Source organism: Chryseobacterium sp. MEBOG07 (genome assembly GCF_021869745.1).
GTDB classification, from domain to species: domain Bacteria; phylum Bacteroidota; class Bacteroidia; order Flavobacteriales; family Weeksellaceae; genus Chryseobacterium; species Chryseobacterium viscerum.
Window position 1 is genome coordinate 769317 of sequence record NZ_CP084579.1, and the last position, 18547, is coordinate 787863.

The following is an 18547-nucleotide window of genomic DNA, read 5'->3' on the forward strand; positions in this document are numbered from 1 at the left end:
ATGAAGACTCTTAAAAACATTTTCCTTACTATTCTGACAATAGGAATGCTTCAATCATGCATTGTGTCAGAAAAACCGAACATTGACTTTTTTCAAAATTCAAAGTATGATTTCAAGGGGGCTCGGTTTGCAAGTATTAATGTACCCATGGTTTTGGCTAAATCTTATATTAAAAAAGCTTTAAGGGAAGAAGGAGAAAGTGAGGAGACCATCAATCTGGTAAAGAAGGCTTCTAAGATAAAAGTGCTTACCGTAACCAATGGGAGCCAGGAAATGCTTAATGATTATACCCAATATCTGAATAATAACCATTATGAGGAATGGGCTACCATAAAGCATGACGGAGATAATATCAATGTAAGGGTAAAACAAGAAGGAGATGTTATTAAAAATATGCTGCTTACCGTAGGATCCAATAATCATGAAATGGTTTTTGTTGATGTGAAAGGAAATTTTACGACTAATGATATTTCCAAAATGATCAACTCCATTTCTGTTAATAATTAATTAAAACCTTTAATGTAGTAACTAGCAAGTAGTTTCAAACATATTCAATTATTTTGTACCGTAACCGTTCTTATAAAAAGAACGGTTTTTTCGATTTAAGTTATTGATTATTAAATTTTATTTAAACTATTAAAAAGGATTTTCATATCTCACTAAAATAACCTAATTTTGCAAAGAAAGTAAAGATGTCTATTCATAACAAAATTGTAGAGACAGCCATCACTTTCGATGACGTTCTTCTAGTCCCTTCTTATTCAGAAGTTTTACCTAACCAGGTTTCATTAAAATCAAGACTTACCGACAAAATTACGCTGAATGTTCCGATAGTTTCCGCTGCGATGGACACTGTTACTGAAGCTGATCTGTCAATTGCTTTAGCAAGAGTCGGAGGTTTAGGCTTTATTCACAAAAACATGACGATCGATGAGCAGGCTGCTCAGGTAAACCGCGTGAAGCGTTCCGAAAACGGAATGATCTCTGATCCGGTAACATTATCCAAAGACCATACTTTAGCTGAAGCTAAAGCATTGATGTCTAAATATAAAATTTCAGGACTTCCAGTAGTGAATGCTGATAATGTTCTGATCGGAATTATTACCAACAGAGATGTAAAGTATCAGGAAAATCTTGATATGAAAGTAGAAGAGATCATGACAAAAGAAAATTTGATCACTTCTGACAAAAATACCAACCTTGAAAAGGCAAAAGAAATCCTTCTTAAGAACAGAGTTGAAAAACTTCCTATTGTAGATAAAGATAATAAACTTGTAGGGTTAATTACGATCAAGGATATTGACAATCAATTGGAATACCCGAACGCAAATAAAGATGAAAATGGTCGTCTTATTGTAGGAGCTGGAGTAGGTGTAGGAGAAGATACATTGGTAAGAATTGAAGCTTTGGTAAAAGCCGGAGTTGATATTGTAGCAATTGATTCTGCTCACGGTCATTCTAAAGGAGTTCTTGATAAAATTGCTGAAATCAGAAAGAAATATCCGACCCTTGATATTGTAGGAGGGAATATTGTTACTGCAGAAGCTGCAAAAGACCTTATTGAAGCAGGTGCAAACGTACTTAAAGTAGGTGTTGGTCCAGGTTCTATCTGTACAACGAGAGTAGTTGCCGGGGTAGGAGTTCCTCAGTTATCTGCTATCTATAACGTTTACGAATATGCTAAGTCTCAAAATGTAACGGTAATTGCTGATGGAGGAATCAAACTATCAGGAGATATCGTTAAAGCTATTGCAAGTGGGGCAGGTGCAGTAATGCTAGGTTCACTTTTAGCTGGTACAGATGAAGCTCCGGGTGAAGAAATTATCTTCCAGGGAAGAAAATTCAAGTCTTACCAGGGAATGGGAAGTCTTTCGGCAATGAAGAGAGGAGGTAAAGAAAGATATTTCCAGAGTGAAGCTAAGAAATTCGTTCCGGAAGGAATCGAAGGTAGAGTACCTCATAAAGGAAAATTGGAAGATGTAATTTTCCAGTTGACAGGAGGTCTGAGAGCAGGTATGGGATACTGTGGATCTAAAGATATTGAGACACTGCAAAAAGATTCTAAATTGGTAATGATTACAGGAAGTGGATTGAAAGAATCTCATCCGCATGATGTCATTATTACGCAGGAAGCTCCGAATTATTCTTTATAAAATTATAATTGAATTTTTATATGAAAAACCGCACAATTAGTGCGGTTTTTTTATTTTATGATTTTGTTTTAATGTTTTGATTTAAAATATATTAGTTTGAATTTTCATTTTATTGAATTGTTTATTTGGTTGTATTTTGTGTTTTTTAATGATAATAATTTAATTAAAATAGATACTGTTTAAAATGATGTTAATTTTATTTTTAGATTAAATTGTAACAATAATGTGTCTTTTTCTACTAACTGTAGTGAAGTTTTAAATTTTGTGATGATTTTTAGTTATAAATATCACTGATTGATTCATGAAATTAATAAATTTGCAACTTGTTTAATTTTTTTAAATTATTGAAATGAAGAGAACTATACTTTGTGGAGTATTATTGCTATCCCTGTCGGTATCAGCACAGCAAAAAAAGATTGGTGTGATTTTGATAACGAACAAAGAGTGCATCAAAAACAGAACGGAAAAGTTGACGAAATGATTCGTAATATCCGTGACAAGATTATCAGCAGTAATCAAAATACTTCTGCTAAAAATGCAAGTGCATACAAAATTGTAAATGGAGTTTATGAAATTCCTGTAGTTGTACACGTAATAGCACCTACTGGTGCTACTGTAGGAAGTGCTTATAACAAGAGTGATGCACAAATTCAGGCTTGGCTGGATCGTTGTAATCAAATGTATGCAGGTACTTATCAATGGGCTCAGGGAATTCCTGCTGATTTTGGTACTGCAGCTACAATGCCGATCAAGTTGGTATTGGCAAAGAGAGATCCTAACTGTAATGCTACTACAGGGATTGTTAGATACAATGGTGGTACTCTTCCGGGATATGATGCAAATGGGGTAAATCGTAGTGGTACGGCAGGTGTTACTACAGACCAAATTAAAACAATTGCTCCACACTGGCCTGAAGCTTCTTACTTTAATATTTATATTATGAACAGAGTAGATGGTGGTGGACAATATGGTATCATGGGATGGGCAGGATTGCCTCAAAACCCTGATTCTGCTTACGAATCCTTTATGAAATCTTTTGTAGTTACTTTACAGGACGATATTACTTTAGCTCATGAGTTTGGACATAGTATGGGGTTGCTTCATACTTTTGGAAATGCCAATGCTCAACCACCACTAGGGACTACTTCTACTAATTACTGCCCAGCAGCAACTACTAATAACTGTACTAAAGATAATGACCAGGTGTGTGATACAGAAAGGTCAAGAAGCTTGCTGAATGATCCTGCGCCTACCAATAATGATATGAATTATTGTACTGGAACAAACTATCAGGGAGTACAGTATAATATGATGAACTATACTAATCCAACGGCATTCAAATTTACGAATGGGCAACATGATAGGGCTGCTCTTAATTTCTTCTTATTGAGAGGGGCATTAAGTACTTCGTTAGGAGCAACAGCTCCATCTGCAGCTTCTACAATTGGAACGCCTATTGCTGCTACATGTAACCCAAGTGGGATAGATACTCCTGATGATTTTTTTGTAGGACCAACTTTGGTTAAGTTAGGAAATATAAACAATGGTTCGACAGGATATTGGTCAGGAGCTCCTAATTTTTATGAAGATTATACAGGAGCAAGCTGCCTGAAAGCTACATCAACTGAGCTTTCTGCAACAGGAACTCATAATCTTCAGGTGAATGTATCTGGTTCTGCAAATGACGTGAGAGTTTGGATCGATTATAATAATAACGGTAGTTTTGAAGTATCTGAACTTGTGGCTTCAGGTGATGATATTGTTGCAGATCCGGTTACTGCAATAGGTACTTATACTACTACGATTACTGCTCCAGCTTTAGTAGTATTGAATACTCCACTTAGGATGAGAGTTCTTGTGGATGATGAGAATCCTAATATGACTCCTTGTGGACAGTTGAATTACGGACAAGTTGAGGATTATACAGTGAAATTTGTTACCAACTTGGGAACAAGTGAAGTGAAAGCAGATAATGGTGATTTAACAATTTATCCTAATCCGGTAGCAACTGGAGATAAGATCTTTATTAAAGCTAAAAACGGTAAAAACTTAAAAGTTTCTATTTCTGATATGTCAGGAAGATTGGTAGCTAGCCCATCTGTAACTGAAGAAGGAAGTGGAGTTTTCAAAGTAGATCAACAGTTAGAAAAAGGAGTTTATATGATTCAGGTTTCTAATGGAAAAGAATCTAAAGCTTCTAAATTGATCATCAAATAAATTGATCAAAATTTAAAATAAATATTGATGCCTCCATTTAGTGGAGGCATTTTTTTATTCAATCTTAATGTATCTATCCTAAAGAAAAATACTTCTTATCCTGAAAAGAAAAAGCTTCCGGAAATTCCGAAAGCTTTAATCATTTATTTTCTATAAAATACGAGTTTATTTTTTCACAAATTTAAATTGATGAATCTGAAAATTTCTGGTATTTATTTTCATTACATATCCACCAGGGACAAGTTGAGAAACGTCAATCTTTGAATCAAACGATTCAGATTTTACCAAACGTCCGTCCATATTATAGATTTGGACAGACAATCCGTTGTCAATACCGGAAATATGTATAAAATCACTCACCGGATTAGGGAAAATCTGGATTTTATTTTTCGAATTTTCCGATGTTCCTAATGTGGTATTTTGTACATCACCAGTCATTGTAGAGTTTACAGCGGTAAGATTTCCTCCACATTGTCCGTTCGTCATGGCTGTATTTTCAACCCAGGTTCCGATACTGTTGCCGGGAGGTATAGGAACAGAATTGTTTCCTGTTGAGTTATAATAAATTAAAAATGGAGTTGTGAAAGTACCATTTCCTTCATCACCAAGAAACTCCCATCTCGTAAGAGTGTTGTTCCATTGGATTTTAAATTCACAGGTTCCTAGCCCGCTACAATCTTGTCCACCATCAATAGGAGTTGTCATATAGATGTTCTTATTAAAAGCATCTACTCCGGTTTTGTTAAAGGTATAAGTATTGGGTGGGCTACTGAACAGATTCGGACATCCATTAAAAGTTATTGTTTGAGCGAAAGCTGAGCTTACGATGGTCAAACATAATAAGTAAAGAATTTTCATAATGATTAGTTTTGGGATGGAAAGACTCCTACTAATGAAATAATGCATTTCAGAGTAATAAAAGGAGGTCTGTTTTCATGGGCCTGATTTCCTCCTGTGTTGTTTATCATTGTACTCTTCATTGTAGTATTCCCTGCCACGTCAGAATATTCTTTATCAAGAATTTTGGTATCTGCAGGAAGACTATTAGTTGGGGAATTTTGATTCCCTTCAGCGGTTACAGCATTTACTGTATGACTATGTGCCGGCATTTGTGTCACTGTTAAAGTAACGCTCTCAGTTCCTCCGGTTTGTCCCATAGTATAAGTAGTGGGTCCTCCTGGAGCCTGTCCGTTATGAACAAGTACTCTTCCTCTCATATCCGGTAAGGCAAATGTAGTTGTTCCATTTCCTCCGTAAGTTGTCCCCAGAAGCGAAAAAAGAGCTTGGTTTTGTGCTATGGGAAGAAGTTGTCCATTGCATTCTGCCCAGTTTTTCGGAACAAAGATGTAAGGTACAAAAGCAATTTGTCCTAAATATGGGTCTGATGCCTGAGCTTTTAAAGCAGGAGCAAATGCACCGCAGATTAGCAGTGTACATGCGAAAAATAAGTTTTTCATGATGACAAGGATTTTTAGTAATATAAAATTATAAAATATTTCCTATAAAATCAATCATAAAAAGAAAAACCTTTCATTTATTTAATGAAATGTGGATTTTATTAGTTAATATTTGGGTTTTTATAGATTTTATCTCTAATATTTAAAAACTCAATAGGTGATACATATAATGATTGTGAATTGAGTATTCATCTTTAATTTTTCAAGTTATCTTTAAAATCCTCAATCCTGAAATCTGTCAAAGCATTTCCTTTTTCAATTTTTTCTTTGGAGTACAGCCTGAAATCGTTTTCCGTTTTTTCTAAAAGATAGTCGTAAGGACCTATATGTGAAATTAATTTTACCAAAACCGGAGAAATCTCAAGGCAGATAAACAATCCCATGATAAAGGACGCTGCAAGTCCTATAATTGCAGAGTTTTTTCCAAGTTCATCCAACGCCTGAAGCCTTGCAGCAAAACCATTGAATTTATCTTCAAAAGTCTCTGTAGATTTTCTTTCGGTTTCCAGATTGGTATATACCTTGGATATTTCTTTATCAAGATATTCCAGTCGTGGAGCGGCTTGCTTTTGATAATTTTCCAGATCCTGTCTGCGCTGTTCTTTTAATTCCTGTTTACGTTTAGCATTAGGTCCATAGCCTTCCTTTCCACTTGTTAAACCAGATTGTTTACCCAGAATTTCTTTCTCAAGTTCTACGGAAGCAGAATCATATGATTTCTGATACTGAGCAATTTTTCCTGAAATCTGTTGTTTTTCTGTTTCAAAAGGTCCGCTTTGCTGAAGAATTCTTCCGCTCATCTCCCCTTGAAGCTGCTTTTTATTCCTTTGAATAATGGTATTCAATTGCTTGTTTACCTCTTTTTCAAAGATTTTAAGCTCTAATGGTTTAGAAATAATAATTCCTAAAAATGTAGCAAGGATAAGACGCGGAATGGCCATCAGAATTTGGTTCCACCAGGTTCCGGTTTTTTTGATGGAAGAAACAATGTAACGGTCAAGATTGAAAATCATCAATCCCCAGAGAATTCCAAACCCTACTGAAGCCCAGATATTGTCAAATACAGTATACATAGCATATCCTGCAGATAAAGTGGCAAATACCGCAGTGAAAAGTACGATCCCTCCAATCCCAGAAAATTTATTCCATTCACTTGGAGTCTTTCTTAAAATATGGATGTTCCCTCCGGAACAGACCATCAGAAACTTTTGGAACCAGTTTATTTTATGAGTTCCTTGATTTATAGTTTGTTGGTTTGTTTTCATAGCTGAAAATTTATACAAAGGTAATACTAAAAATCATACCAATGTTAAAGATAGTATTATGTTTTACCAAGTAACTATATATGTATGTATAAATTATTATAATCTAATAGGTTAAAGTTGATATGCGAAAATTATAAATGTAAATCTAAAATTACTTCAACCTATCCGGATTCTGCTTCAAAAAACTATCCCACCCGGAATACGATTTGGTATCCGCTATGGTCCCGGAATTAAAATGATGACATACCGCGACGGCAAGACCATCGGAAGCATCTAAGTATTTTGTAGGAAATTCCTTTAAGTTGAGAAGGTTTTGCAACATTCCTGCCACCTGTTCTTTGCTGGCATTTCCGTTTCCGGTAATGGCCATTTTGATTTTTTTTGGAGAATATTCAGTGATAGGAATATTTCTGTAAAGACTGGCAGCCATAGCAACCCCTTGTGCACGGCCAAGTTTCAGCATACTTTGTACGTTTTTTCCAAAGAAAGGAGCTTCCAGGGCTACTTCATCAGGATGGAACTCGTCGATAAGAGACAGTGTTCTTTCAAAAATATATTTAAGCTTTGTTTCGTGATTAGGATATTTCTTCAAGATGAGTTCATGGATAGAAACCATCTCCATTTTTCCTTTTTTTACGGAGATGATACCAAATCCCATGATGGCTGTTCCCGGGTCAATCCCTAAAATTATTTTCTCTGAAATCATTGCCTCAAAGATAGGACTTTCTAAGTTTTTGAAAGATGAAAAGTATTAAAAGTGATTTTTATTTATATTTAAAACTTTAGTAACTTTAAACAAAAATGATTATGAAAAATCTATTTAATATGTTAATTGCTCCTGTCTTTCTGTTATGCAGTTTCCAGAAAGAAAATGAATTATCACAAGATAGGAAGCTGATTCAGACAAAAGTCGCAGTAAAGAGTGATCGTATTATTTACTTGTTTTTCAAGGCGGATAAGGATCAATCAGGAAATGTGAAAATTGCTCTTCAGAATACTAAAATTTCAGACGGCAGATTGAAACATATCACTTCTTTTAATAGAAATGAAGTTCACAAAGGAGATCTTATCATTACGTTGACAGAGTCAAGTGGAAAAGAAGTGGCAAAGCAACTTGTGAAAGACCCTTTAAATCCTGAGCTGGAAGTGTATGAAAAAGAAGGAATTTCCAGACATAAAGCTTCCCTTCAAAATACGGAGTTCAGCGCCCGATTTTCCTATTCAGGAAATGTTCAGCTCGTGAAGGTAGAGAAGGCAACAGAGGATGGGGTACAACTATTATTCACACAAAAACTATAATTATGAAAAAAACTTTATTATCCCTTTTTATCGGAAGCTGCTGCTTTGCACAGACCTTTGAAACAGTTCCGCTTTTGCAGAATGGAGACAATAGCAAGCGTGTTATTATTGCCGTGCTGGGAGACGGATTTACCGCAGCACAGCAAACTGCTTTTACCACATCAGCTCAAAATACCATCAATTATCTTTTTACAAAAAGTCCTTATACAGAATATAAAAATTACTTTAATGCCTACGCCGTAAAAGTGGTTTCAACAGAATCAGGAGTGAAACATCCCGGAACAGCAACAGATGTTACAGAGCCTGTAATCCCTGTATCCAATCCTAATAATTATCTTGGATCTACTTTCGATGTGGGAGTACATAGATGCATCTATAGTAATACAACCAATAAAGTGGGGCAGGTTCTTGCTGCCAATATTCCAGATTATGATATCACTTATGTATTGGGTAATTCTACCGAATATGGGGGATGTGGAGGAACTTACGCTTTTGCTTCCTTAAATGGATCTGCTAATGAAATTGTTGTGCATGAGCTAGGGCATTCTTTCGGTAAATTAGCCGATGAATATTGGTTTGCCGGTTCGCTTGAATCCGCAAATAAAACACAAAACTCAGACCCTGCTACTATAAAATGGAAAAATTGGGTAGGGTTGAACGGAGTAGGAGTGTATCCTTATACCGAAAGTCCAACCTGGTTCCGACCACATCAGAGTTGTGAGATGAGATATCTTAACCAGCAGTTTTGTTCTGTGTGTAAAGAAGCAATTATTGAAAAGATACATACCCTGGTTTCTCCTGTAGATTCTTATACTCCGGCAAATAATACTTCCGTGGATGCTACCGCAAATGTTACTTTTAATGTTACTGAAATTCTTCCTATTCCTAATACATTGGTCAATACATGGAGTCTCAATGGAACGGTTCTGGGATCTACAGGAAGCTCTATTACCATTACTCCTGCACAACTTAATAGCGGAAATAATACGTTGACATTTTCTGTCGTAGATAATAATCCACTTTTGAAAGTAGATAACCACAGTACGCTGCATGTAACAAACGTTTCCTGGACACTGACTAAATCTACTCTTAGAGTATCAGAAGTAAAAGCTGAAGAAAGACGTTTCAGTATCTATCCGAATCCTACAGACGGAGAATTTTATATTAAAGGGAAGCAGGATTTTTCAAAAGATGTAAAAATTGAAGTATATGATGCTTCCGGAAGGCTTATTCCATCTAGATTTGAATTGAAAGATTCCGGAATAAAGGTTGATATTAAAAACTTCCCGGCAGGGACTTATCTATTAAATGTAAAAGAAAATAAGAACCTGATTATTTCTCAAAAGATTATAAAAGAATAAATTTAACTAAACCGGCTCCCACAGCCGGTTTTATTTTTGCAGTCTTTTTTCTGCAATAGGGACCCATTGCCCCTCATGGCGTAATAGTAAAATTTTGTCAACTAAGAATTTAGTTTGGTATTTCTGTTCTTTATATTTTTCCCAGGCTTTGAGGTAATTTTCCCAGGTCAGATCTCTGTATCCTACAGTCATGTGCGGAGTGAAAGAATATTTTGCAAAATTAAACTGCTGCTTTACATTGTGATAAATTTCGGTCAGGTGTAAATTTTCTTCCGGTCGAATAAATAATACAGGATTTTTGGGATTGGGAAAACTTCCAAAACCGTTCAGTTCAATAGTAAAAGGATCCATTGCTGTATTGATCTTCTGGAAAGCAGTATGAATATCACTTTCCAGCTCAATTTCTCTGGAGAAAGGAGGAAAAAGAGTAATGTGGGCTTCATTTTTCAACGCTTTCGAATTGGCATAATTAACTGCCAAATCTCTTTTAAAGACTTTTACTTCTTCTATGATCTCTTGAGGAGGGTAGATTGCGATGAAGTACATTTTTTTCATAAGACAAATTAAAAGATTTTAGATTAAAATTACATACATAAGAAAATTATGCATATGTTTGCAATGTATAGAAATCATTTCATGAAAAAGAACAGTCTTTATAAAGGTACCCTGCAGAATATTATTTTGAAGCTTCTTTCAAAAGAGATTAAAATGTATGGCTACCAGCTCACCCAAAGGGCAAAAGAGCTTACACAAGGTGAGCTCGAAATGACTGAAGGGGCACTTTATCCATTGCTGCACAAACTGGAAAGTGAGGGAATGATTATTTCTGAGCTTCAGAAGATCAATGGTAGAGACCGGAAATATTATCTGCTGACTGAAAAGGGTAAGAAGCAACAGGCCGAAAAAGAGACTGAGATGAAAAGTTATTTGTTAAATCTTCAGACAATTTTCAATATATGATAACCGAAGCAGAGGAAAGTAAAGTCACAGATTATCTTATTGCTCAGCAGCTTTCATTGGATATTCTTGTGGAAATCAGGGATCATATGATCAGTCAGATTTTGGATCTGCAGTTCAATGAGAATTTGAGTTTTGAAGATGCTTTCATAAAGATCAAAGAATCCTGGAATGGAGAGTTTAAGATGGTCAATTATCTGTTGTTTTATCCGGAGAAAGTACCTTTGATTGCCAAAAGAATTATCCAGGAGAAATATAGTGGTCTTTTCAAAAAATCGTTAATAATAAGTACTTCAGCTTTGGTGATTAACCTGTTGCTGATCTTTATAGCAGGAAATCAAGAGGAATATCAGCTCTTTTTCAGACTGCTAAACGGTTCATTTGTAGTGATGACCATATTGGTCTGGATTTTTAATTATAAAATCTGGAAATATATAAAGGCTGATTTTAAATATAGGGGAAAATGCCTCTATACCATGTATCAGCAGAACCTGGGATTGATGGTTGTATGTACTACTTCAATGACTCAGGTAGCAATGAAGAGCGGATTTTATGGTTACCAGTTTATCAAAGAACAAAATCATAGTGATGTTTTCATGACCTCGATCACCTTGATTCTTCCATTTGTCCTACAGACAGCTCTTGTTTTTGCTGTATTGAATTTTCTTGAACATAAAAAGAATTTGATAAAAATGAAGGAATTCATTAAAATCGCATAACTATATGATTAAAACTAATGTTTTGATCTAAGCTGTGTAAGGGTGTTCTCAAGATGATCTGTAATCTTTTTTACTTCAATATGAGGTCTGAAGATCACACCTTTTCCTTTTTCCTCATCTGCAATATTAGACAGGATGATCACAGACGTTTTGGTCTCAGGATAATAGATGTTTAATGAAGGAGATCCCTTGATATAGCCACTGTGAAAATAAGAATTAGGCTGCCCTATATTCAGCATGATTCCGTAGGCATAGCCCATTTTTCCAAATATGGCATGGTGTCTTTCCGCACTTTTTGCCATAAAAAGCTTCAGGGTTTCGGGTTTTAAAATTTTCCCACCATACAAAGCATTGTTCCATGAATGAAGGTCTTGAATAGTTGACAATATTCCGCCGGCTGGAGTCCCTATTTCCCGTCCGCCTAATCTTTTTGGCATATTGGGCACTTCTGAAAATTTAGCAGGGGTACCAACATAAGCACTGGCAAAATTATTTCCTTTAAAAATATCTCCAGTGGAGGAATGGGCCATCCCAGCTTTTTTAAAAAGCTCAAGAACATTCTCATCATATGATTTACCAGATACTTTTTCTACAATTTTTCCAAGAGTATTAAACCCATCGTTGGAGTAGAAGAAATCTGATCCGCTCTTAAACATCAGCTTTCCACCTATCATGTTCAATCCTGAAGTATGGTTTAATAGTTGGTGAATCGTAATGTTTTCATATTCCTTGGTCTGAAATTCTTTGAGGTATTTTGAAACTTTATCTGTCACATTCAGTTTTCCCTGTTCCATCTGAAGTAAGGTCAGAACGGCTGTGAACTGCTTGCTTACAGACCCTATGGCAAAAATGGTACTGCTGTCAATTTTAGTTTTTTTCTTAAAATCTGAATAACCGTTTTCTCTTTTGTACAATGTGATAGAATCTTTAAAAACAGCAATACTTCCATTAAAATGATACTTTTTAAAAGCAGAATCAATCTGTTGCTCTAAAAGGGTTTTCTGAAAAGCAGAGATGGTAGAATCAATAATTGCTTTTTTGTCAACAGGAGGTGCTGATGGTTTTTCGGTTGTACAGGAAAACAAGAAACAGAAAATGGAGAGGAATACTAAATTTTTTATCACTGGTGTTGTATTTTTAAATAATGATTGTACTCTTAAAGATACTAAAATATCCAGAAGAGCAGTAAGGGATACAAATTGCGTGCTAGGAAGAGGTTTTGGATCAATTTAATCCAGATTTAATACAACTTTAAAGAGTATTGAATAGATGATCTGTCAAAAGATCATGAAAGTAGATTTGAAAAGGAGTTGTTTTTGTGAACGGGATGGGCAATGGAAAAGATATTCAGCTGGTCGTCGGGATTATGAATGAAAGGGGCCACATTAAAATAATAGATTGTAAAGCCTGTGGATGAATGTTCACAGGCTTATTTTAACAGCAGATCACAGAACCAGAAAACATAGTCTTCATCTTCTTCTTCAGGAGATGTTTTAGGCTTGGGATAGGTTTTCCTGACGGTCTCTCCAATTTCAAACGGAACCAGGTTTTTAAAAATAGGCCCGTCAAAAGTAAAGGTGTGAAATTCTCCGTTTTCACCGCATGGATCTACATTTTCAGGGAGATCATCAAGAAACTTCTGATCTATGATTCGTCCTGCAAAACTTTGATCAAGGTAAGATCCGTTAATGCAGGTTACAATTGTTTTAAACCCTAATTCTAAAAATTCATGGATGAGGTTGGAAGTGTTCTGCTTCCAAAGCGGGAATACAGCTTTCATGCCGATTGCATTGAGCTGGTCTTCGCGATATTTTCGTAGGTCTTCCAGAAAAATATCTCCGAAAACAGAATGAGTAATGCCTTGAGCCTGAATTTCAGCCATCGTTTTACTCATAATTTGCTGATATTTTTCCATGGACGGCTCTTTGGGAAGTTCCATTTTAATTAAAGGAATTCCGAGACTTTTCGCTTGTTTTTCTAATAGAGAAACGTGAACACCATGCATGGAAATCCTTTGAAATTCGGCATTGATACTTGTAAGCAGTGTAGAAATTTCATATTGATCTTCCTGAAGGATTTTATAAAGGGCAATCGCAGAATCTTTTCCGCTGCTCCAGTTGAATAAAGCTTTTGGTTTCATTTTAAAAAATAAAAATCTCCCAAAAATAAGGAGATTTTATGATTGATGCGATATGAAATACTACTGCCGGTAGGATACGATCACTCCGTTTTCTACATCATATTCTTCAAAGAGTTCTTTCGCATAGACTTCAGTTAGAAAATAAGACCGGATATTGTTTTTCTTTTTGTTTTCTTCATATTCTTCTCTGGAAATTTTTTGACCATCAAGAAAATATAGAAAGTCATTATTCTTTAGATTTGAATGCAATTCTTTTGCTTTATTCAGATCTAGATTTATAGAGGAATCATCTTTAATTTGCCTGTCTTCAACAAAAAGAAAATACTTGTTTTTGTTCCATTCATCATTCTGACCTTTTGGACCTTCAATCACAAAGATGTTTTTTAATTTGATATCATCGGAAGGAATATTTATATAATTCTCATAGCCCGAACTGAATTTTTGGGTGGGAGTAAGAATCGTAATAAAATAATTTTGGTTTAAGATTTTTTCATTATTCAAAAGCTTAACTTTCAGATTTTGGGTAATACTACGCTTTGGATAATATCCTTTTGATCCGTAAGGTGGTTCATCTACTGGTTTTAGAGCATAGACAATAAGTCCATCCAGATTATCATAGTTTCGGAGGGTATCCATTTTTGTTTTTTGTGCCTGGATATTGGATGTTAACAGAACAGAGAGGAAAATCCCTCCCGCTACTTTAATAAAAGGAATCTCAGACAAACTATAACTGATGACTGGCCTTTTATCAGGAGTAGATATTCTGCCAGCCTGAATTCTTCCACAAATGGATTCATTGGATTGCAATAATACTTTGATTTCTTCATCTGTTTTCTGCGTAAGATCATGGACTTTCTTTGAGCAAAAACCACAAAAACTACCACCAGGAATGTCCCGCATATTTTCTCTGCCTACATGACATGGTTCATTGATTCGAAGTTCTTTTTCCATGATATCAGTTTTGTTTAGATTAAAAATACAAAAAACTCCTGATCTATTCAGGAGTTTTTTAATCATAAAGGAGATTTCCTTATTTTGAAGCTGGCTTTCCGTAGTTGTTGATTGGGCTTGTAATATCAAGCTTTTCCTTTTCCGCCTGTTCTCTTTTTTGTAGTTCTTCAGCATTTCTAACCATATCGCTTTTTTCAGAAGTTTTTACAGAAGATGTTTTGCAGGAACTTAATACCACAAAAAGACCCAATACCGAAATAATTTTAATAAATGTTCTCATTCAAATTTTTTTTGATGGCAAATATATAGTAAAGGTCAATTCATTTTTTTGCATTTAACAAACATTGTGACTGAATGTGCTGGAAATTGGGAATTTTTTCACATTAAAAATAACAAAACCTCAAAGAAATTTCCTTGAGGTTTTAATGTATAAAAAATGTATGCCCAACTACGGGCTTACATGTTTCTTCTGTATTTACCGCCTACTTCAAATAAAGCGTTGGTAATTTGTCCCAAAGAACAGTATTTTACAGCATCCATCATCACACCAAATAAGTTTTGCTGATTGATAGCTGCATATTGCAATTGTCGCAATGCTGCCTCAGACTTGTCTTCGTTCGATTTTTGGAAGTTATGAAGCGTTTCAATCTGAACCTGTTTTTCTTCTTCAGTAGAACGGATAACTTCTCCAGGACGAACTGTTGGCGAGCCGTCTTTTCCAAGGAAAGTATTAACCCCGATGATAGGATATTCTCCGGTATGCTTCAGCCATTCGTAATGCATAGATTCTTCCTGAATTTTAGAACGCTGATACATGGTTTCCATAGCTCCAAGAACACCTCCTCTTTCTGTAATTCTGTCGAATTCTGTATAAACAGCTTCCTCTACAAGATCCGTCAATTCTTCAATGATAAATGATCCTTGTAATGGATTTTCGTTTTTAGCCAATCCTAATTCTTTGTTGATAATCAACTGAATAGCCATTGCTCTTCTTACAGACTGCTCAGTAGGAGTTGTGATCGCCTCGTCATAAGCATTGGTGTGAAGTGAATTACAGTTATCATAGATCGCGTAAAGCGCCTGAAGAGTCGTTCTGATGTCATTGAAATCAATTTCCTGAGCGTGTAGAGAACGTCCTGAAGTCTGGATGTGGTATTTCAACATCTGGCTTCTTTCGTCAGCTCCGTATTTTAATTTCATAGCTTTTGCCCAGATTCTTCTTGCTACACGTCCGATTACTGAATATTCAGGGTCGATACCGTTAGAGAAGAAGAACGATAAGTTGGGTGCAAAATCATTGATATCCATTCCTCTTGACAAATAATATTCCACATAGGTGAAACCGTTTGCTAAGGTAAATGCCAACTGAGAAACCGGATTGGCTCCTGCTTCTGCAATATGGTATCCTGAAATAGAAACTGAGTAGAAGTTTCTTACTTTTTCTGTAATGAAATACTCCTGAACGTCACCCATTAATCTCAGGGCGAATTCAGTGGAGAAAATACAGGTATTCTGAGCCTGGTCTTCTTTTAGAATATCAGCCTGAACGGTACCACGAACGGTGGCAATCGTTTTAGCCTTAATTTCAGCATAAGCTTCAGCTGGAATAACTTCATCTCCTGTAATTCCTAATAGTTTTAACCCTAAACCGTTGTTAGATGGAGGCAGTTCACCATTATATTTTGGTCTTTCTAAACCTTTATCGTCAAATTTTGCTTTTAAAACAGCTTCAACTTTAGATTCTAACCCATGTTGAGCGATATATTTTTCAACATTCTGGTCAATGGCTGCATTCATAAAGAAAGCCAGCAACATTGGAGCAGGTCCGTTGATTGTCATTGAAACTGAAGTCAATGCATTCACCAAATCAAACCCTGAATACAGTTTTTTTGCATCATCCAGTGTTGCAATAGAAACTCCTGCATTTCCGATTTTACCATAAATATCTGGTGGTAAAGCAGGATCCTGACCATATAAAGTCACAGAGTCAAAGGCTGTAGACAAACGTTTTGCAGGCATTTCTGCAGAAACATAATGGAATCTTCTATTGGTTCTTTCCGGCCCTCCTTCTCCTGCAAACATCCTTGTAGGATCTTCACCTGTTCTTTTGAAAGGATAAATTCCGGCCGTGTAAGGGAATCCTCCAGGAAGATTTTCCTGACCTTTCCATTTGATCAGATCACCCCAGTCCGTATATTTTGGTAAGGCAATTTTTGGAATTCTTAAATGGGATAAAGATTCTGTTGAAGTTTCAACTTTAATTTCTTTTCCACGAACGAAATAAGAATAAAACTCTTCATGGAAGGCTTTTTTCGTATCATCCCATGTTTTTAGGAAGTCGATATTTTCCTGTTGAAGATCTTTTTCTGCCTTTTGATATTCGGCATCTAAAATTTCATTGGAAATAATATTTTTTACTCCATCAATATGATACATTTTTCTGGCTAATTCAGCCTGTTTTTCAACATTCGCATCATATATTTTGTTGTTTTCAACAATTTCAGATAAATAACGAACCCTTTTTGGAGGAATGATGGTTACTTCTTCTGTAATTTCCTGTTCAACAAATGTTTTTAGTTGTAAGTCGGAGAATTTATCGTTTACTTTTGAAATTAATCTGTTGTATAATTCTGTTGTTCCGTGATCATTAAACTGAGATGCTTTTGTTGCATAAACAGGCATATCGTCTAATGGGCTTTCCCACAATAAATGGTTTCTCTGGAACTGCTTTCTTACAGCTTGTAGAGCATCAAGAGCGCCGCGTTTGTCAGATTTATTTAACGCTACCAGATCCGCATAGTCTAACATGTCGATTTTTTCCAGCTGCGTAGAGGCTCCATATTCAGGAGTCATCACATACATGGAAACATCTGCAAAATCAGAAACTTCAGAACCGGACTGTCCAATACCTGACGTTTCTAAAATGATAACATCAGGATGAGCTAATTTCAAGACATTCAATGCAGAATGAATGAAGGGAGAAACCGAAACGTTATTTTCTCTGGTTGCCATAGAACGCATATAAACTCTCGGGTCATTGATTGCATTCATACGGATTCTGTCTCCCAATAGAGCACCTCCTGTCTTCTTTTTCGAAGGGTCGATAGAGATAATAGCAATTTTTTTATCAGTATTTGAACGTAAGAAACGTCTTACCAATTCATCTGTTAAAGAAGATTTACCAGCTCCACCAGTACCTGTGATACCAATAATTGGAATAGTTAAACCTTTAGATTTTTCGTCGATTGCTTTTACAAGCTCAGGTTTTTCTTCCGAGAAATTCTCAACTGCAGAGATGATTTTAGCAATGCTTGTGGAATTTTCAAAGCTAATAGAATCTAAATCATCTGCCGTTACTTCTTTCCCTGTTGCAAAATCTGATCTGTTGACCAAGTCATCAATCATTCCCTGAAGACCAAGCTCACGGCCATCATCCGGAGAGTAAATTCTGTCGATCCCGTAATCCATCAATTCTTTGATTTCTTCCGGAAGAATTACACCGCCACCGCCGCCAAAAATTTTGATCTGAGGTGAATTTTTTTCCCTTAAAAGGTCATAGATATATTTGAAATATTCATTGTGACCTCCCTGATATGAAGTTAATGCAATAGCATTGGCATCTTCTTGGATTGCTGTATTCACAACTTCCTCTGCTGATTTATCGTGTCCTAAATGGATCACTTCGCATCCTGTTCCCTGAATAACACGACGCATAATATTGATCGCAGCATCGTGGCCATCAAATAATGAGGCCGCAGTTACGATTCTTACCTTGTTGGTTGGAGTATATTTTTGGGTTTCCATAAAAATTCTAGAAAGTTTCTAAGTTTCCAAATATAACAATAAAAAAAGAACCGGGTGTTTGAATTTATTGTTTTGATTATCAGGTTTCTGATTGTGTTTATTTAATTATATGTCCCCTTTTTGAGTTGGATACTTTGAAAGTTTGGAAACCGCAGAATTAAAATGAGTTGCGTGAACATCGTTTTCAAATGTACAGATCTTATATTCTCAAATTAAATTCTCTA

The 18547-nt window shown here is 35.7% G+C and carries 18 protein-coding genes; 8 read left to right on the top strand and 10 right to left on the bottom strand.

Annotated features, from left to right (window positions below; translation table 11 throughout):
* The 4 genes from LF886_RS03525 (at position 1) to LF886_RS23870 (ending at position 4526) form a co-directional block, all read left to right on the top strand.
* Positions 1-507 carry a DUF4252 domain-containing protein gene (locus tag LF886_RS03525; RefSeq protein WP_236852747.1) on the top strand — a complete coding sequence of 169 codons (507 nt, stop codon included), beginning with the start codon at positions 1-3 and terminating at the stop codon, positions 505-507.
* Between the two features lie 185 nt (positions 508-692).
* The gene (guaB, locus tag LF886_RS03530) at positions 693-2153 is read left to right on the top strand and encodes an IMP dehydrogenase (RefSeq protein ID WP_236852748.1); all 1461 of its coding nucleotides are present in this window, start codon (positions 693-695) and stop codon (positions 2151-2153) included.
* 366 nt (positions 2154-2519) lie between these two features.
* Complete coding sequence (locus tag LF886_RS03535; protein ID WP_236852749.1) at positions 2520-4370, top strand: GEVED domain-containing protein; 1851 nt, start codon at positions 2520-2522, stop codon at positions 4368-4370.
* A gap of 27 nt (positions 4371-4397) precedes the next feature.
* Positions 4398-4526, top strand: a complete 129-nt coding sequence (locus LF886_RS23870; RefSeq protein ID WP_262913037.1) for a hypothetical protein — start codon at positions 4398-4400, stop codon at positions 4524-4526.
* 9 nt (positions 4527-4535) lie between these two features.
* On the opposite strand, the gene LF886_RS03540 is transcribed toward LF886_RS23870, so the two are convergent.
* The 4 genes from LF886_RS03540 to ruvC all read right to left on the bottom strand — a co-directional run bounded on the left by LF886_RS03540 (position 4536) and on the right by ruvC (position 7798).
* Positions 4536-5228: a T9SS type A sorting domain-containing protein gene (locus LF886_RS03540; RefSeq protein WP_236852750.1), complete on the bottom strand. Its 693-nt coding sequence runs from the start codon at positions 5226-5228 to the stop codon at positions 4536-4538.
* A gap of 5 nt (positions 5229-5233) precedes the next feature.
* Entirely contained in the window at positions 5234-5827 is a 594-nt protein-coding gene (locus tag LF886_RS03545) for a phage tail protein (protein ID WP_236852751.1), read from the bottom strand.
* A gap of 194 nt (positions 5828-6021) precedes the next feature.
* Complete coding sequence (locus LF886_RS03550; RefSeq protein ID WP_236852752.1) at positions 6022-7092, bottom strand: DUF4407 domain-containing protein; 1071 nt, start codon at positions 7090-7092, stop codon at positions 6022-6024.
* Between the two features lie 151 nt (positions 7093-7243).
* Positions 7244-7798 carry a crossover junction endodeoxyribonuclease RuvC gene (ruvC, locus tag LF886_RS03555; RefSeq protein WP_236852753.1) on the bottom strand — a complete coding sequence of 185 codons (555 nt, stop codon included), beginning with the start codon at positions 7796-7798 and terminating at the stop codon, positions 7244-7246.
* A gap of 101 nt (positions 7799-7899) precedes the next feature.
* On the opposite strand from ruvC, the gene LF886_RS03560 reads away from it, so the two are divergent.
* Both LF886_RS03560 and LF886_RS03565 read left to right on the top strand, forming a co-directional pair.
* Positions 7900-8391: a hypothetical protein gene (locus LF886_RS03560; protein WP_236852754.1), complete on the top strand. Its 492-nt coding sequence runs from the start codon at positions 7900-7902 to the stop codon at positions 8389-8391.
* A gap of 2 nt (positions 8392-8393) precedes the next feature.
* The gene (locus tag LF886_RS03565) at positions 8394-9752 is read left to right on the top strand and encodes a M64 family metallopeptidase (protein WP_236852755.1); all 1359 of its coding nucleotides are present in this window, start codon (positions 8394-8396) and stop codon (positions 9750-9752) included.
* Positions 9753-9782: 30 nt separating this feature from the next.
* Here LF886_RS03565 and LF886_RS03570 read toward each other — a convergent pair whose 3' ends face one another.
* Positions 9783-10307 (bottom strand): 2'-5' RNA ligase family protein, encoded by a 525-nt coding sequence (locus LF886_RS03570; RefSeq protein ID WP_236852756.1) that lies wholly within the window; start codon positions 10305-10307, stop codon positions 9783-9785.
* 81 nt (positions 10308-10388) lie between these two features.
* Here LF886_RS03570 and LF886_RS03575 point away from each other — a divergent pair, with 81 nt between their 5' ends.
* On the top strand, positions 10389-10712 hold the full coding sequence (locus LF886_RS03575) for a PadR family transcriptional regulator (protein ID WP_103231261.1): 324 nt from the start codon (positions 10389-10391) through the stop codon (positions 10710-10712).
* A complete protein-coding gene (locus LF886_RS03580; RefSeq protein WP_236852757.1) occupies positions 10709-11428 on the top strand; it encodes a hypothetical protein in 720 nt (239 codons plus the stop codon). Before LF886_RS03575 ends, LF886_RS03580 begins: the two co-directional genes overlap by 4 nt.
* A 14-nt stretch (positions 11429-11442) precedes the next feature.
* On the opposite strand, the gene LF886_RS03585 is transcribed toward LF886_RS03580, so the two are convergent.
* From LF886_RS03585 to LF886_RS03605, 5 genes are all read right to left on the bottom strand, one after another.
* Entirely contained in the window at positions 11443-12552 is a 1110-nt protein-coding gene (locus tag LF886_RS03585) for a serine hydrolase domain-containing protein (RefSeq protein ID WP_236852758.1), read from the bottom strand.
* Positions 12553-12857: 305 nt separating this feature from the next.
* Positions 12858-13568: a diphthine--ammonia ligase gene (locus tag LF886_RS03590; RefSeq protein WP_236852759.1), complete on the bottom strand. Its 711-nt coding sequence runs from the start codon at positions 13566-13568 to the stop codon at positions 12858-12860.
* A gap of 60 nt (positions 13569-13628) precedes the next feature.
* Complete coding sequence (locus LF886_RS03595) at positions 13629-14519, bottom strand: hypothetical protein (RefSeq protein ID WP_236852760.1); 891 nt, start codon at positions 14517-14519, stop codon at positions 13629-13631.
* Between the two features lie 79 nt (positions 14520-14598).
* Entirely contained in the window at positions 14599-14799 is a 201-nt protein-coding gene (locus LF886_RS03600) for a hypothetical protein (RefSeq protein ID WP_236852761.1), read from the bottom strand.
* 176 nt (positions 14800-14975) lie between these two features.
* Complete coding sequence (locus LF886_RS03605; RefSeq protein WP_236852762.1) at positions 14976-18323, bottom strand: methylmalonyl-CoA mutase family protein; 3348 nt, start codon at positions 18321-18323, stop codon at positions 14976-14978.
* Positions 18324-18547 lie beyond the last annotated feature (224 nt).

Bases quoted from the DNA above. Each gene is read 5' to 3' on its own strand.
- LF886_RS03525 (WP_236852747.1), top strand. From the start codon at position 1: ATGAAGACTCTTAAAAACATTTTCCTTACTATTCTGACAATAGGAATG.
- guaB (WP_236852748.1), top strand. From the start codon at position 693: ATGTCTATTCATAACAAAATTGTAGAGACAGCCATCACTTTCGATGAC.
- LF886_RS23870 (WP_262913037.1), top strand. From the start codon at position 4,398: ATGCCTCCATTTAGTGGAGGCATTTTTTTATTCAATCTTAATGTATCT.
- LF886_RS03540 (WP_236852750.1), bottom strand. From the start codon at position 5,228: ATGAAAATTCTTTACTTATTATGTTTGACCATCGTAAGCTCAGCTTTC.
- LF886_RS03545 (WP_236852751.1), bottom strand. From the start codon at position 5,827: ATGAAAAACTTATTTTTCGCATGTACACTGCTAATCTGCGGTGCATTT.
- LF886_RS03550 (WP_236852752.1), bottom strand. From the start codon at position 7,092: ATGAAAACAAACCAACAAACTATAAATCAAGGAACTCATAAAATAAAC.
- ruvC (WP_236852753.1), bottom strand. From the start codon at position 7,798: ATGATTTCAGAGAAAATAATTTTAGGGATTGACCCGGGAACAGCCATC.
- LF886_RS03560 (WP_236852754.1), top strand. From the start codon at position 7,900: ATGAAAAATCTATTTAATATGTTAATTGCTCCTGTCTTTCTGTTATGC.
- LF886_RS03565 (WP_236852755.1), top strand. From the start codon at position 8,394: ATGAAAAAAACTTTATTATCCCTTTTTATCGGAAGCTGCTGCTTTGCA.
- LF886_RS03570 (WP_236852756.1), bottom strand. From the start codon at position 10,307: ATGAAAAAAATGTACTTCATCGCAATCTACCCTCCTCAAGAGATCATA.
- LF886_RS03575 (WP_103231261.1), top strand. From the start codon at position 10,389: ATGAAAAAGAACAGTCTTTATAAAGGTACCCTGCAGAATATTATTTTG.
- LF886_RS03580 (WP_236852757.1), top strand. From the start codon at position 10,709: ATGATAACCGAAGCAGAGGAAAGTAAAGTCACAGATTATCTTATTGCT.
- LF886_RS03590 (WP_236852759.1), bottom strand. From the start codon at position 13,568: ATGAAACCAAAAGCTTTATTCAACTGGAGCAGCGGAAAAGATTCTGCG.
- LF886_RS03595 (WP_236852760.1), bottom strand. From the start codon at position 14,519: ATGGAAAAAGAACTTCGAATCAATGAACCATGTCATGTAGGCAGAGAA.
- LF886_RS03600 (WP_236852761.1), bottom strand. From the start codon at position 14,799: ATGAGAACATTTATTAAAATTATTTCGGTATTGGGTCTTTTTGTGGTA.
- LF886_RS03605 (WP_236852762.1), bottom strand. From the start codon at position 18,323: ATGGAAACCCAAAAATATACTCCAACCAACAAGGTAAGAATCGTAACT.